Below are 13,036 nucleotides of genomic sequence, written 5' to 3'. Positions count from 1 at the left end.
CGACCATGAGCGAATTGGGCGCCGCCCTGCGCGAGACCGCGCAGCGCATTCTTGGAGACCATCCCCCCGGCACGGGCACGCAATGGCCGGCCGCCTTGTGGCGATCGATCGCGGACGCCGGATTCGACGCCGCCGTCGCGCCGGAGTCCGCGGGCGGATCCGGCGTCGGCTTCAGCGACGCGGGCGCGCTGCTGTTCGCCGTGGGCCGGCACGCATCGCCAGTGCCGCTGGCCGAGGCGATGATCGCGCGCTGGTTGCTGGGCGAACAAGGCGCGGAGGTCGAAGGTCTCGTGAGCCTCGCCGCTTCGACCGGCAGCGAGGGCGTGAAGCTTTCCGGTTCGCCCGGCGAGTGGCGGCTGGACGGGACGCTGGCCCGCGTGCCCTGGGCGCGCAACGCCAGGTACGTGGCCGCCGTATGCGACCACGCATCGGGGCCGCGCGTGGTGCTCGTCGAACGCGAAGCCGCCGGTGTTTCGCTCGCGGAAGGCATCAATCTCGCGGGCGAACCGCGCGACACGCTCGCGCTCGCGAACGTGGCGCCGAAGTTCGTCGGCCCGTCTCCAGTCGATGCGGCATCGCTGCTGGCTATCGCGGCCGTGACGCGCAGCGCGCAGATGGCCGGCGCGATCGAGCGCACCCTCGCGCTGTCAGTTGATTACGCGAACCTGCGCGAGCAGTTCGGCCGGCCCATCGGCAAGTTCCAGGCGATCCAGCAGAGCGTCGCCGTGCTGGCCACGCAAAGCGCGGCCGCGAAGGCCGCGGCCGAGGCGGGCCTCGACGCCATCGACGACTTCGTCTCGCGCGGCGGCGAGCCGCCTGCGCGCTGCATCGCCGCGATGAGCGCGAAGATCCGCGCGGGGGAAGCGGCGGGCATCGCCTGCGCGATCTCGCATCAGGTGTTCGGCGCCATCGGTTTCACGCAGGAGCATGAGCTGCACCATTCGACACAGCGGCTCTGGTCGTGGCGCGACGAATGCGGCAACGAGGCGTGGTGGTCGCGCCGGCTCGGCGAGCATGTGCTGGCGAGCCGCGAGAGCGCATGGCGCACGCTGGCGCCGCTCGCACCTCTTGCGCCCCTCGAGTCGCGCAATGCGGAGGCCGCACGATGAGCCGCCTCGAATTCGCACAACCCCGCCGCTCGGCAGCAGGCGAGCGCATCCGCCGCGAAGTCCGCGAGTTCCTCGATGCGTGGCCGACGCCGTGGCGCGTCAACGCCGGAATCTTCGGCGCGTTCGACGCGAAGTTCAGCGAGGCGCTGGGCGCGCGCGGCTGGATCGGCATGGGCTTTCCGCGCGAGTACGGCGGCTCGGGCTTCGGGCTCGTCGAACGCTACGTCGTGCTGGAGGAACTCCTCGCCGCGCGCGCGCCGATCTTCGCGCACGCCATCGCCGACCGCCAGTCCGGCCCGACGATCCTGCGCTACGGCACCGAGGAACAGCGGCGGCGGGTGCTGCCCGGCATCGCGGCCGGCACCTGCTACATCGCCATCGGCATGAGCGAACCCAACGCGGGTTCCGACCTCGCTTCGGTGCGCACCGGCGCGACGCGCGTGGACGGCGGCTGGCGCATCAACGGCTCCAAGATCTGGACCTCGAACGCGCACCGCAGCCACTTCATGATCATGCTGTGTCGCACCGGCGAGCGCGGCGAATTGCGGCACGCCGGGCTCAGCCAGTTCCTCGTCGACCTGAAGACGCCCGGCATCACCTGCCGCCCCATCGCGAACATCGCGGGCGAAAGCGATTTCAACGAGGTGCATCTCGACGACGTGTTCGTGTCCGACGCGGACCTCGTGGGCAACGAAGGCGAAGGCTGGAAGCAGGTGACGAGCGAGCTCGCGCTGGAGCGCAGCGGGCCGGAGCGCTTTCTCTCGCACATGGCGGCGGTGGAGCGTTTCGTCGATGCGCTCAAGCGCAGCCCGTCCGAAGCCGGCGCGGTCGCGCTGGGCCGCATCGTCGCGCACCTGAGCACGCTGCGGCGCATGTCGCGCTCGATCGCGACGATGATCGCCGACGGCCACGAGCCCGCGCTGCACGCGGCGATGGTGAAGGACCTGGGCACCGTGTTCGAGCAGGAGATTCCCGAGATCGTGCGCCTCGCGATGCACACCGAGCCGAACCTCGCCGACGCCGACCCGTATGCGGCGGCGCTGGCCGACGTGATCCTCAACGCGCCGTCGAGCACGCTGCGCGGCGGCACGAAGGAAGTGCTGCGCGGCATCGTCGCGAAGTCGCTGGGGCTGCGGTGAATTCCGCGGCTGCCCACGGGAGCGCACGATGAGCGAATCGAATCCGGCGCCCGAACTTGCCGTGACCGTGAAGGATCACGTCACCACCGTCGAAATCCTGCGCGGGCCGCACAACTACCTCGACCTCGCGCTCGTCGTCGCGCTCGCCGAGGCACTTGAAGCGCTCGACCTCGACGACGACTGCCGCGCCATCGTGCTCGCTTCGCAAGGCAAGTCGTTCTGCGCGGGTGCGGATTTCTCGAAGGATGCGGTGCATCGGCCGTCCGCGCCGCGCACGCTGTACGGCGAGGCGATCCGCCTGTTCCGCACCGGCAAGCCGATCGTGGCCGCGGTGCAGGGGCCGGCCATCGGCGCCGGTCTCGGCCTCGCGCTCGTCGCCGACTTCCGCGTCGTCGATCCGCGCGCGCGCTTTTCCGCGAGCTTCACGCGGCTCGGCGTGCATCCCGGCTTCGCACTGAGCGCCACGCTGCCGCGCGTGGTCGGCACCCAGAATGCTAGCCTGCTCTTCATGACCGGCCGCCGCATCGACGGCGCCGAAGCAAAGGCCATGGGACTTGCCGACGTGCTGTGCGAGGAAGGCGCGTCGCGAGAAGCCGCGTGGAATCTCGCCGCCGAGATCGCGGTGTCGGCCCCCGTGGCCCTGCGCTCGGCGCGCGCGACGCTGCGCGCGGGCCTGGCCGAGGCCGTGCAGGCGGCGGTGGAGCGCGAGGCCGCGGAGCAGGACAAGCACTTCGCGATGGCGGATTTTCGCGAAGGGGTGGCGGCCATGGCCGAACGCCGCGCGCCGGTCTTCGCCGGGCGCTGAGTTTCGCAGGCCGGATCGCGCGTCGGCCCGGTTGCCATTTCCCCGCGTCCGCAGGCATGCTGCGGTCTGCGAAGAATCCGGAACGAACGAAAACGAATCGGCGCCGTGCGCCAGGAGATGAAGACAATGCCAGGGTCCAATACGTTGCGCGGCAAGATCGCCGTGATCGGCATCGGCCAGTCCGAGGTCGGAAAGGTGCCGGGCATGAGCCCGCTCGCGCTCGCGGCCTCCGCCGCCGGCCGCGCCGTCGCCGACGCGGGCATCGCCAAGCAGGACATCGATGGCGTGCTGTCGTGCCACGCCTTCGCCTCACCCTTCCACCGATTCAGCGTCGCCTTCAGCGAATACTTCGGCATCCAGCCGACGTTCTCGAACACGCTGCAGGTGTCGGGCGCGACGGCCGCGACCATGTTCAACATCGCGGCCGCCGCCATCCACGGCGGACTCGCGGAGACCGTGATGGTCGTGGGCGCCGACAGCCTGATGACCGGCCTCACGCCCGACCTCGCGCTGCGGTCCATGACCGAGAGCCGCGACCAGCAGTACGAAATGCCCTACGGCATTCCGGTCGCCAACACCTTCGCGATGACCGCGCACCGGCACATGAAGGAATACGGAACGACCTCCGAGCAGCTGGCGCAGGTCGCGGTCACCACGCGGCAGCATGCCAGCCGCACGCCGGGCGCGCAGCAGACGAAGCCGATCACGGTCGAAGACGTGCTGAACTCCGGCTGGGTCACGACGCCGTATCACAAGCTCGACTGCTCGCTCATCTCCGACGGCGGCGCGGCCTTCATCCTCACCTCGGCCGAACGCGCGAAGTCGCTCGGCATCGAGAAGCCGATCTACGTGCTGGGCGGCGGCGAGTGCTACCAGCACGAGCACATCTTCCTCATGCCGTCGCTGACGGTCACGGGCACGGTGGAGTCGAGCCGCCGCGCGTACAAGATGGCCGGCTTCGGCCCCAAGGACATGGACGTGGCCGGCGTCTACGACTGCTTCACCGGCACCACGCTCATGATGCTGGAAGACCTGGGCTTCTGCCCCAAGGGCGAAGGCGGCCCCTTCGTCGCCGATGGCGGCATGACCTACGGCGGCACGATTCCGGTCAACACGCACGGCGGCCTGCTGTCGTTCGCGCACTCGGGCATGCCGGGCGCGCTGTTCCATTTCCACGAAGTCATCTCGCAGCTGCGCGGCACGTGCGGCGAGCGGCAGGTCGCCGACGCGAACGTCGGCATCGTCCACAACATCGGCGCCGGGTTCTCCACGAACGCGACGACCATCCTTGGCACGGAGGCCACGCTGTGATCACCGCCGAAGACGCACTGAAGAAGCCCGCCCCCCAGGCGGACGGCGACACCCTCGAGTTCTGGCGCGGCGTGCGCGAAGGCCAGCTGCTGCTGCAGCACTGCCTCGATTGCAAGCGCGTGCAGTTCTACCAGCAGCGCATCTGCCGCGAGTGCGGCAGCGGCAACCTGGAGCATCGCCCGGCGAGCGGCCGCGGCAAGGTGCATTCCTTCAGCGTGGTGCATCGCGCGCCCGGCCCCGCGTTCAAGGGCGACGTGCCCTACGCGGTGCTGCTGGTCGAACTCGAGGAAGGGCCGCGCATGATCAGCGGCTATGCGGGCGACGACCCCGGCGCGGTGACCTTCGACCAGGACGTCGAGCTCGTGATCGACACCTCGGCCGAAGTGCCGCTGCCGAAGTTCAGGCTCGCGCGCCGCTGAGTCGCGCGGCGCGCCCTCACGCGTCGGGCGCCGGCGCCAGCCCTTCGTCGCTCGCGAGGTTGTCGAGCATCACGAGCAGGCAGCGGCGCGTGGTCTCCAGGTCCGCCGGGTCGATGCCGCGAACCGCGAGGCCGTTCACCTCTTCCGCCATGGGCACGAGCTTGCGCTTGAGCGCCTTGCCCTTGGGCGTGAGGAACACGTAGATGTTCTTGCGGTTCTCCGCGCGGCGTTCGCGGCGGATGTAGCCGAGTTCCTCCATCGCGCGCAGCGCGACCGCGGTGGTCGGCTCCATCACGCCCGCATCGTGGCTCAGTTCGCGCTGCGTGACGCCGTCGTGCTCCCACAGGATGCGCAGGAAGGTCCAGTGGCCGAGCGACACGCCGGTGGTCGCGAGGCGCGCCTGGAGCGAGCGGAGGAAGCTGCGCGACGCATCCTTCACGAGGTGCGCCATGCGGTCGTTGGGCACCGCGTGGTGCCAGTGCTTGAGGATGCGCTGCGAGATCTCGGCTTCGAGCGCCGCGGGAGAAGGGGGCATGGGGGGATTCTGCACGCGGCCTCGGATCGGTAGAAGGTTATATACTCTGAACATTCGGAGGCTTTATCCATGGCCGCGATCGCATCTTTCGTTCCCATCGCAGAAGCCGGGTTCATCGGCGGTCTCAGCACGCCTCAGATGCACAGGCTGGTCGACGAAGGGCTGGTGCCCGACAGTCTGCTCAAGCAGGAGTCCGGCACGCGCCGCTTCGCGCGAATCACGGCCGCCTTTGCACGATTCTTCTTCGACACCGAATCCGATCTGCTGGCGAGCTCGCGCAAGCGGATCGTGCGCCTGCTCGCGGAGCGCGTCGAAAAGACCCCCAAGCGCAACGAGGTGCTCGCCCTGCGGTCGATGCCTTCGGACATCGACTGGAAAGTGTCCGTCTCCCCGGCAGTCACGGTCGATGTCGGCCCTTACGTTGCGGCGGCGATGGCCCGCGCGAAGGAAGTGGACGACGCCGACAAGCTGGTCGTCGAGGATCCGGACATCCTGAGCGCGCTGCCCTGTTTTGCGGGGACGCGCGTTCCGATCGAGACGGTGCTGGCTTCGCTCGAGTCGGGCGTGAGCATGGAGCGGCTCGTACGCTCATGGCCGTTCCTGACGCAAGCGCATGTCGATGCGGCTCGCATCTATTCGCTCGTGCATCCGCGCAGGGGCCGTCCTCGCCGTTCGAACATCACCAAGAAGGAGTCCCCGGTTCTTGTCACCCGCATCGTTCGACGCCCGAAGGCGTGAGCTTCAAGTTCCTGATCGACGAGTGCCTGTCCCCGGAACTCGTCGAAGCGGCCGTGCTTCGGGGTCACTACGAATCGACGTGCGTTCGCAATCGAGGGTGGTGCGGACTGAAGGACCATGAACTGATCCGACACGTCGTCGCAGAGGACCTGACGCTCGTGACCTGCAACTCGATCGACTTTCGCGGGCAAGGCCCCGGCAAGCTCGCCGGCGAACACGCAAGGCTCGACGTTCACGCCGGCCTGGTGTGCCTGAACTCGGAGTCCGGGCTGGATCTGGACCTCCAGATCGAACTGTTCGGAATCGCGCTGGATATCCTCGATGTCGAGCCGGATCTGATCAACAGAGCCCTGGACCTCTTCCATCGCGAGGATGGGCAGATCGACTTCGACCTCTACGACATCCCATTCGGCGAACTGCGACTCGGCGCCCTCAGTTCACCTTGATCCCCGCGTCCTTCACCAGCTTGCCGAGCGTCGTGTACTCGCGCTCGATCAGGTCCGCGAATTCTCGCGTGCTGCGCGTCTCCACCTCGATCCCCTGCCCCGCCAGGCGGTCGCGCAGTTCCTTGTTGCCCAGCGCCTGCAACACGCCCGCATGGACCTTGTCGACGACGGCCCGGGGCACGCCCGCGGGCAGCACCACGCCGGTCCACGTGGGCAGCGCGTAGCCGGGCACGCCCGACTCGGCGATGGTGGGCAGGTTCGCGGTCACGCTGCCACGGCGCGCGCCGGCGGTGCCCAGCGCGCGCAGCTTGCCGGCCTGCAGGTGCGGCAGCAGCGAATTGTTGGCGCCGATGTAGACCTGGATGCGCCCGGCCAGCAGGTCGACGATCGCGGCGGCGCCGGCCTTGTACGGGACCTCGGTAAGGTTCACGCCGGCCATCGCCTTCAACAGCTCGCCGCCCAGGTGCTGCGCACTGCCGGCGCCCGAAGTGCCGTAGTTCAGCTTGCCCGGATTCGCCTTCGCATACGCCACCAGCTCCGACACGTTGTTCGCGGGCACGGAAGGATGCACGACCAGCACGAACGGGACGCTCGCGATCGTGCTGATCGGCGTGAACTCCTTCAGCGGATGCAAGGGGTTGTTGTACAGGTGCTGGTTGAGCGTGAGCACGTTGTACGGCGCGATGAGCCAGGTGTAGCCGTCGGGCGGGCTCTTGGCGACGAAGTCGGCGCCCACGCCGCTGCCCGCGCCGGGCTTGTATTCCATGACGAAGGGCACGCCCCACGCCTGCTGCAGATAGTTCTGAAGTTCGCGTCCCGCCGCATCGAGGCTGCTGCCCGGCGCGCCGGGAATGACGATCTTCACCGGCTTCGAGGGAAAGTCCTGCGCGTGCGACGCGAGCGGCGCGGCGAGGCATGCGGCGGCGGCGATGCCGCACAGGACTCCGAGAACGTGGCGCTTGAACATGCGGCGGGCTCCTTGTTGCACGCGATCATCCCGCGCGCGGTACACGATCGCCAATGGTGTTAACACGCAGCGCGCCGAGGGGGCTCGCGTTGATCCCGATGCAAGCAAGGCCCGTGCGCGGTACGCTCTGCGCTTCGCAATTCGCCGGGGCGCCGCATGGATCGCATTCAGGAAAAGTGGATCGCCAGCTTCATACGCACGTTCGAGGCCTGCCGCGTGCAGCCGGGCGAGCTCGTCGCGATCCTTGCCGAGACGGACTCGCGGCCCATCCTCGTCGAACTCGCCGAGCTGGCGCTGCTGCGCATGCAGGCCAAGCCGTTCCGCGTGGTGGTGCCGACGCCGCCGGTCGATGCGCCGGTGCCGATCCGCTCCACCGGCCATTCGGTCGCGATCCAGGAGCATCCGGCGGTGATCGCGGCGCTGAAGGCCTGCACCTTCGTCGTCGACATCACGGTCGAGGGGCTGCTGCACGCCACCGAACGGGGCCCGATCCTTTCCGGCGGCACGCGCGTGCTGATGGTGAGCAACGAACGCCCCGAGGTGCTCGAGCGCCTCGCAACCGACACCGCGCTCAAGCAGAAGGTGCAAAAGGGCGTGGCGATGGCCAAGGGCGCGGAGAAGATGCGCGTCACCTCCGCGGCCGGAACGAACCTCACGGTCGACATGGTCGGCGCGAGCATCGGCGGCGGCTGGGGCTTCGCCGACGAGCCCGGGCTGATGGCCCACTGGCCCGGCGGCCTGTGCGCGTTCTACGGACGCGAGGGCGCCGTCAACGGCGTGGTCGTGATGGACACCGGCGACATCAACCTCACGTTCAAGCGCTACCTCGAAAGCCCGATCCGCCTGACCATCGAGCGCGACTTCATCGTGGACATCGACGGCAAGGGGCTCGACGCGGCCCTGATGCGCAGCTACTTCGAGGCCTGGAACGACCGCAACGCGTACGCCGTGGCGCACCTCGGCTGGGGCATGAACACCGCCGCGCGCTGGGACGCGCTGACGATGTTCGACCGCAACGACATCAACGGCACGGAGCAGCGCGCGTTCGCCGGCAACTTCCTGTTCTCCACCGGCTCGAACCGCTTCGCCAACCGCTACACGCTCGGCCACTTCGACCTGCCGTTGCGCAACTGCACCGTCGCGCTCGACGGCCGCACGATCGTGGAGGCGGGTCGACTGTGCGCGGAACTGTCGTGACTCCTGCGCGATGAAGCCGCACGCCGAGATCGCGGGCGCCGGCTTCGGCGGCCTGGTCGCCGCGGTCGCGCTCGCGCAGCGCGGCTGGTCCGTGCGCGTGCATGAACGCACGCCCGCGATCCGCGCGGAAGGATTCGCGATAGCGATGCAGCCGAACATGCTGCGCGTGCTGGAGTCGCTGGGCCTGCGCGAGGAAATCCTGCGCGGCGGGCTGCTGATCGTGCGGCGGGAAACGCGCGACGAGAAGAACAACGTGACGATGGCGCTGCGCAACCAGGGCGCGCACCGCGTCTCGCGCCAGCACATCGTCAACGTGCTCGCGCAGCGCGCGATGCAATTGGGCGTGGACGTCCGCGCCGAGTCCGCGGTGGCCGGCGCGGACCCTTCGGGCGAGCTGATCCTCGCGAGCGGCGAGCGCCTGCGCGCCGACCTCGTGATCGGCGCGGACGGCGTGAACTCGGCGGTGCGCGACAGCCTCGGCCTCCTTGCGCGCCGCCGCGTCACGGGCGACGGCGCGACGCGCGTGATGATCCCGCGCACGGCCGAAGAAGTGGCGGAGGACGACACGCTCGGGCCGCTCACCTGCGAATACTGGTCGGGCACGCGCCGCGTGATCACGAGCCCCTGCAGCCGGGACGAGATGTACGCGGTGATGAGCTGCCTCGCGAGCGACGAGCGGGCGCGCGCAGTGCCGATCGATGTGGAAAGCTGGAGCGCATCGTTCCCGCACCTCGCCTCGCTCTTCGAACGCATGCGAACGCAGGCCGAGTGGCCGCGCGTGAAGTGGAGCCCGTTCGAGACGATGCGGCTGCATGCGTGGTCGAAGGGCCGCGTCGCCGTGCTCGGCGATGCCGCGCACTCGATGACGCCGAACCTCGGGCAGGGCACGGGCTGCGCGATGATGACGGCGCTGGCGCTCGCGGCCTCGGTGGATGCATCGGGCGACATCACGGGATCGCTGCGCGAGTGGGAGCGCCGCGAGCGCCCGCTCATCGAGCACACGCAACGCTGGTCCTCGCTCTACGGGCACGTGACCGTCTGGCCGCAAGCCCTGCGCTCGCTCGCGTTCCGCGCGCTCGGCAGCGTCGGCTGGCTGCGCCGCCAGTACCAGCGCACCGCCCAGCACATCCCCACCGGCTACAGCCCGGACGGCACGGGCGGCCTGCCCGCCAGGAGAACCGCACCTTGAACGACACGACATTCGAATTCGCACGCATCGGCCCCGCGCCCCACATCGCGGTGGAGCACCTGGGCACGGGCCCGCTGGTCGTGTTCCTGCACGGCATCGGCGGCAACCGCACGAACTGGCGCGAGCAGGTGGAGGCCGTGGCCGCGGAAGGATTCCATGCCGTCGCGTGGGACGCGCGCGGCTACGGCGACAGCGACGACTACGACGGCCCGCTCGACTTCTCGCACTTCAACGCGGACCTGATCCGCGTCATCGAACACTTCGGCCAGCGCGCCGCGCACGTCGTCGGCCTCTCGATGGGCGGCATGACGGCGCAGGACTTCTACCGGCGCCACCCCGAGCGCGTGCTCTCGCTCGTGCTCGCGGACACGCGCAACCGCTTCACGCGGCACAACCCCGAGGAGTTCCTGCGCCTGCGCGAGGCGCCGCTGCTCGCGGGCAAGACGCCGGCGGACATCGCGCCGGGACTCGCGCGCACCATCTGCAGCCCTTCCGCCGCGCCGGACAAGGTGCAGCGCCTCGCGGACAGCATCGCGATCCTGCACAAGGACTCGTACCTGAAGACCTTGCGCGCGACCTCGCTCATCGAGCAGTCCGCGCATTTCGCGGGCTGCGACAGCTTCGTCGAAGCGGCGTCGATCGCGGTGCCCACCCTCGTGATCTGCGGCACGGCCGACACCATCACGCCGCCTGCCATGTCGCAGAAGATGGCCGAGGAAATTCCGGGGGCGCGGCTCGCGTGGATCGATGGCGCGGGTCACCTCTCGAACATCGAGCAACCCGAGCGGTTCACCGAGGCGCTGGTCGAATTCCTCAGGCCGCTTCGTTCGCGTAGCGGCTTGCCGGCCGCGTGAAGCCGAGGTTCTCGCGCAGCGTCCGGCCTTCGTAGTCGCCGCGGAACAGGCCGCGGCGCTGCAGTTCGGGAACGACCTTCTCCGTGAAATCGGACAGGTCCCCCGGCAGCACCGACGGGTGGATCAGGAAGCCATCGACCGCTTCGCTGCGGAACCAGTGCTCCATGTCGTCGGCGATCTGCTTCGCCGTGCCCACCACCGTACGCTGCCCGCGCGAATTCGCATAGCGCTGGTAGAGCTGCCGCAGCGTGAGGCCCTCTTCCTTCGTCATGCGGTAGAGCTCCTTGAGCGTGCTCTTGACCGAGTTGCCTTCGGGGATGCCGTCGGGCAGCGGCTGGTCGAGGTCGCACTTCGACAGGTCGAAGCCGCCACAGGCCTGCTTCAGCAGTTCGAGGCCCACCGTGGGCTCGGTCAGGCTTTGCAGGTAGTCGTGCTTCTCCCACGCCTGCGCCTCGGTGTCGCCGACGATCGGGTTCAGCCCCGGCATCACCTTCACCGCATTCGCATCGCGCCCCTTGCTCGCGGCGCGCGCCTTGATCTCCGCGTAGAACTCCCTGCACTTCGCGAATGACTGCTGCTGCGTGAAGACGATCTCCGCGACCTCGGCCGCGAAGTCCTTGCCGGCCTCGGACGAGCCCGCCTGCGCGAGCACGGGGTGCCCCTGCGGCGAACGCGCGACGTTCAATGGCCCGCGCACCTTGAAATGCTCGCCGGCGTGGTTGAGGAAGTGCAGCTTCTTCGGATCGAAATAGCGCGCCTGCGAGCGGTCGCGCAGGAACGCGTCGTCGTCCCAGCTGTCCCACAGGCCGCGCACGACCTCGGTGAACTCCGCCGCGCGCTCATAGCGGAAGCCGTGCTCGTAGTGTTCGTCGCGGCCGAAGTTGTACGCCTCGCTCAGGTTGGCGGAGGTCACGATGTTCCAGCCGGCGCGCCCGCCGCTGATCTGGTCGAGCGACGCGAAGCGCCGCGCGATGTTGTACGGCTCGTTGTAGCTCGTGGTCGCGGTGGCGATGAAGCCGAGGTTGGTCGTGACGGCGGACAGTGCGGCGATGAGCGTCGTCGGCTCGAAGAACACCATGTACTGCGGCCAGCGGCTCAGCACCTCGAGGTTGCCGTCGCGCGTGGCGACGGCATCGGCGAAGAACATGAAGTCGAACTTGCCTCGCTCGGCGATGTGCGCGAGCTCGGTGTAGTGCCGGAAGTTGGTTCCGGCATCCACCTGCGACCCGGGATGCAGCCACGAGGCGACATGGTTGCCGGTGGGATGCACCATCACCCCCAGCCGGAGCATGTCGCGCTCGCCTCGCATGTCGAGCTCGGCTCTATTGCGCCTCGATGCCCGCGCGCTTGATGATCTGCCCCCACTTCGCCGTGTCGGTTTCCACGAGCCGCGCAAGGCTGGCCGGCGAGCCCGGGAAGGACGACAGGCACAGGTTCTTCTCGATCGCCTTGCCCTCGTCGGTCTGGAAGGCTTCGTTCGCGAGCGTGGCGAGCCGCGTCGCGATCGGCTGCGGCGTTCCGGCGGGAAGGAAGACGGCGAACCAGGAGGTGAGGTCGTAGCCCGGCACGCCGGCCTCGGACATCGTGGGGACGTCCGGGGCGCACGGCACGCGCTCCTTGTTCGTCACCGCGAGCGCCCGCAGCGTGCCGGCGCGGATGTGGCCCAGCGCGCTGCCCGGGTCCGCGAAGATGAAGTCGAGCTGGCCGCTCATGAGGTCGGACATCGCCTGGCTCGAACCCTTGTACGGAACGTTCGTGGCCTTCAGGTCGCCGCGGATCTGCAGCAGCAGTTCGGACGCGACGCGCGCGCTCGCCGAACCCGTTCCGTAGGAGGCCTTGCCGTTCTGGTTCTTGATGTGCTCCAGCAGGCCCGCGACGTTGGTCACCGGCACCCGCGCCGGATTGATCAGCAGCAGGAAGCCGAGCGAGTGCAGCGTGGTCACCGGCACGAAGTCCTTCACGGGATCGAAGCCGAGGTTCTTGAACAGGTGGATGTTCGCGGCATGCGTCGCGTTCGCGGTGAGCAGGATGGTCGAGCCGTCCGGCTTCGCGCGCGCCACGTACTGCGCGGCGATGTTTCCGAGGGCGCCGGTCTTCACTTCCGCGATGAAGGTCTGACCTGTCGTTTTCTGCAGGTGCGCGGCCAGGTGGCGCGTGACGATGTCGATGGCGGATCCTGCGGGATAGCCCTGGACGACCGTGCCCGGCCGCGTGGGCCAGGCCGGCGCCGGCGACTGCGCCTGCACGGTGGCGGCCAGCGACAGCATGCCGAGGCACAGGATCGACAGTCCGCGAAGAAGGGGCGTTGCTCTCATGGTGGGGGCTCC

General features: G+C 69.0%; 14 protein-coding genes. 10 read left to right on the top strand and 4 right to left on the bottom strand.

Annotated elements, in window-relative coordinates; genetic code table 11:
- Positions 1–5 precede the first annotated feature (5 nt).
- The 5 genes from AB7E83_RS18555 to AB7E83_RS18535 all read left to right on the top strand — a co-directional run bounded on the left by AB7E83_RS18555 (position 6) and on the right by AB7E83_RS18535 (position 4,783).
- Positions 6–1,109 (top strand): acyl-CoA dehydrogenase family protein, encoded by a 1,104-nt coding sequence (locus AB7E83_RS18555; RefSeq protein WP_428572093.1) that lies wholly within the window; start codon positions 6–8, stop codon positions 1,107–1,109.
- Positions 1,106–2,248: an acyl-CoA dehydrogenase family protein gene (locus AB7E83_RS18550; protein ID WP_428572091.1), complete on the top strand. Its 1,143-nt coding sequence runs from the start codon at positions 1,106–1,108 to the stop codon at positions 2,246–2,248. The genes AB7E83_RS18555 and AB7E83_RS18550 overlap by 4 nt, the downstream gene beginning before the upstream one ends.
- 28 nt (positions 2,249–2,276) lie before the next feature.
- Positions 2,277–3,053, top strand: a complete 777-nt coding sequence (locus AB7E83_RS18545; protein ID WP_428572089.1) for an enoyl-CoA hydratase/isomerase family protein — start codon at positions 2,277–2,279, stop codon at positions 3,051–3,053.
- Between the two features lie 126 nt (positions 3,054–3,179).
- Positions 3,180–4,364 (top strand): thiolase C-terminal domain-containing protein, encoded by a 1,185-nt coding sequence (locus AB7E83_RS18540; protein WP_428572087.1) that lies wholly within the window; start codon positions 3,180–3,182, stop codon positions 4,362–4,364.
- Positions 4,361–4,783 (top strand): Zn-ribbon domain-containing OB-fold protein, encoded by a 423-nt coding sequence (locus tag AB7E83_RS18535; protein ID WP_428572085.1) that lies wholly within the window; start codon positions 4,361–4,363, stop codon positions 4,781–4,783. The genes AB7E83_RS18540 and AB7E83_RS18535 overlap by 4 nt, the downstream gene beginning before the upstream one ends.
- Positions 4,784–4,799: 16 nt before the next feature.
- Here the strand turns inward: AB7E83_RS18535 and AB7E83_RS18530 are convergent, their stop codons facing one another.
- Entirely contained in the window at positions 4,800–5,318 is a 519-nt protein-coding gene (locus tag AB7E83_RS18530) for a MarR family winged helix-turn-helix transcriptional regulator (protein WP_428572083.1), read from the bottom strand.
- 69 nt (positions 5,319–5,387) lie between these two features.
- On the opposite strand from AB7E83_RS18530, the gene AB7E83_RS18525 reads away from it, so the two are divergent.
- Positions 5,388–6,056, top strand: a complete 669-nt coding sequence (locus AB7E83_RS18525; protein ID WP_428572080.1) for a DUF433 domain-containing protein — start codon at positions 5,388–5,390, stop codon at positions 6,054–6,056.
- A complete protein-coding gene (locus AB7E83_RS18520) occupies positions 6,053–6,502 on the top strand; it encodes a DUF5615 family PIN-like protein (protein WP_428572078.1) in 450 nt (149 codons plus the stop codon). The genes AB7E83_RS18525 and AB7E83_RS18520 overlap by 4 nt, the downstream gene beginning before the upstream one ends.
- Here AB7E83_RS18520 and AB7E83_RS18515 read toward each other — a convergent pair.
- Positions 6,489–7,469: a Bug family tripartite tricarboxylate transporter substrate binding protein gene (locus AB7E83_RS18515; protein ID WP_428572076.1), complete on the bottom strand. Its 981-nt coding sequence runs from the start codon at positions 7,467–7,469 to the stop codon at positions 6,489–6,491. The genes AB7E83_RS18520 and AB7E83_RS18515 overlap by 14 nt on opposite strands.
- A gap of 156 nt (positions 7,470–7,625) precedes the next feature.
- Here AB7E83_RS18515 and AB7E83_RS18510 point away from each other — a divergent pair, with 156 nt between their 5' ends.
- The 3 genes from AB7E83_RS18510 to AB7E83_RS18500 are packed head-to-tail and all read left to right on the top strand — an operon-like array spanning position 7,626 to position 10,709.
- Positions 7,626–8,666 carry a peptidase M29 gene (locus tag AB7E83_RS18510; RefSeq protein WP_428572074.1) on the top strand — a complete coding sequence of 347 codons (1,041 nt, stop codon included), beginning with the start codon at positions 7,626–7,628 and terminating at the stop codon, positions 8,664–8,666.
- Positions 8,667–8,676: 10 nt separating this feature from the next.
- Positions 8,677–9,855 (top strand): FAD-dependent oxidoreductase, encoded by a 1,179-nt coding sequence (locus AB7E83_RS18505; RefSeq protein WP_428572072.1) that lies wholly within the window; start codon positions 8,677–8,679, stop codon positions 9,853–9,855.
- Positions 9,852–10,709: an alpha/beta fold hydrolase gene (locus tag AB7E83_RS18500; protein WP_428572070.1), complete on the top strand. Its 858-nt coding sequence runs from the start codon at positions 9,852–9,854 to the stop codon at positions 10,707–10,709. Before AB7E83_RS18505 ends, AB7E83_RS18500 begins: the two co-directional genes overlap by 4 nt.
- On the opposite strand, the gene AB7E83_RS18495 is transcribed toward AB7E83_RS18500, so the two are convergent.
- Both AB7E83_RS18495 and AB7E83_RS18490 read right to left on the bottom strand, forming a co-directional pair.
- Positions 10,669–12,018 (bottom strand): LLM class flavin-dependent oxidoreductase, encoded by a 1,350-nt coding sequence (locus AB7E83_RS18495; RefSeq protein WP_428572068.1) that lies wholly within the window; start codon positions 12,016–12,018, stop codon positions 10,669–10,671. The two genes, AB7E83_RS18500 and AB7E83_RS18495, sit on opposite strands and share 41 nt — an antisense overlap.
- Before the next feature lie 13 nt (positions 12,019–12,031).
- Positions 12,032–13,024: a Bug family tripartite tricarboxylate transporter substrate binding protein gene (locus AB7E83_RS18490; protein WP_428572066.1), complete on the bottom strand. Its 993-nt coding sequence runs from the start codon at positions 13,022–13,024 to the stop codon at positions 12,032–12,034.
- Positions 13,025–13,036: the final 12 nt, after the last annotated feature.

Origin of the sequence: Ramlibacter sp. (genome assembly GCF_050250995.1) — a bacterium.
GTDB lineage: Bacteria > Pseudomonadota > Gammaproteobacteria > Burkholderiales > Burkholderiaceae_C > Ramlibacter.
This window is presented reverse-complemented; position numbering and strand designations above follow the sequence as displayed.

Bases quoted from the DNA above. Each gene is read 5' to 3' on its own strand.
- AB7E83_RS18515 (WP_428572076.1), bottom strand. From the start codon at position 7,469: ATGTTCAAGCGCCACGTTCTCGGAGTCCTGTGCGGCATCGCCGCCGCC.
- AB7E83_RS18550 (WP_428572091.1), top strand. From the start codon at position 1,106: ATGAGCCGCCTCGAATTCGCACAACCCCGCCGCTCGGCAGCAGGCGAG.
- AB7E83_RS18545 (WP_428572089.1), top strand. From the start codon at position 2,277: ATGAGCGAATCGAATCCGGCGCCCGAACTTGCCGTGACCGTGAAGGAT.
- AB7E83_RS18555 (WP_428572093.1), top strand. From the start codon at position 6: ATGAGCGAATTGGGCGCCGCCCTGCGCGAGACCGCGCAGCGCATTCTT.
- AB7E83_RS18525 (WP_428572080.1), top strand. From the start codon at position 5,388: ATGGCCGCGATCGCATCTTTCGTTCCCATCGCAGAAGCCGGGTTCATC.
- AB7E83_RS18505 (WP_428572072.1), top strand. From the start codon at position 8,677: ATGAAGCCGCACGCCGAGATCGCGGGCGCCGGCTTCGGCGGCCTGGTC.
- AB7E83_RS18510 (WP_428572074.1), top strand. From the start codon at position 7,626: ATGGATCGCATTCAGGAAAAGTGGATCGCCAGCTTCATACGCACGTTC.
- AB7E83_RS18495 (WP_428572068.1), bottom strand. From the start codon at position 12,018: ATGCGAGGCGAGCGCGACATGCTCCGGCTGGGGGTGATGGTGCATCCC.
- AB7E83_RS18490 (WP_428572066.1), bottom strand. From the start codon at position 13,024: ATGAGAGCAACGCCCCTTCTTCGCGGACTGTCGATCCTGTGCCTCGGC.
- AB7E83_RS18540 (WP_428572087.1), top strand. From the start codon at position 3,180: ATGCCAGGGTCCAATACGTTGCGCGGCAAGATCGCCGTGATCGGCATC.
- AB7E83_RS18530 (WP_428572083.1), bottom strand. From the start codon at position 5,318: ATGCCCCCTTCTCCCGCGGCGCTCGAAGCCGAGATCTCGCAGCGCATC.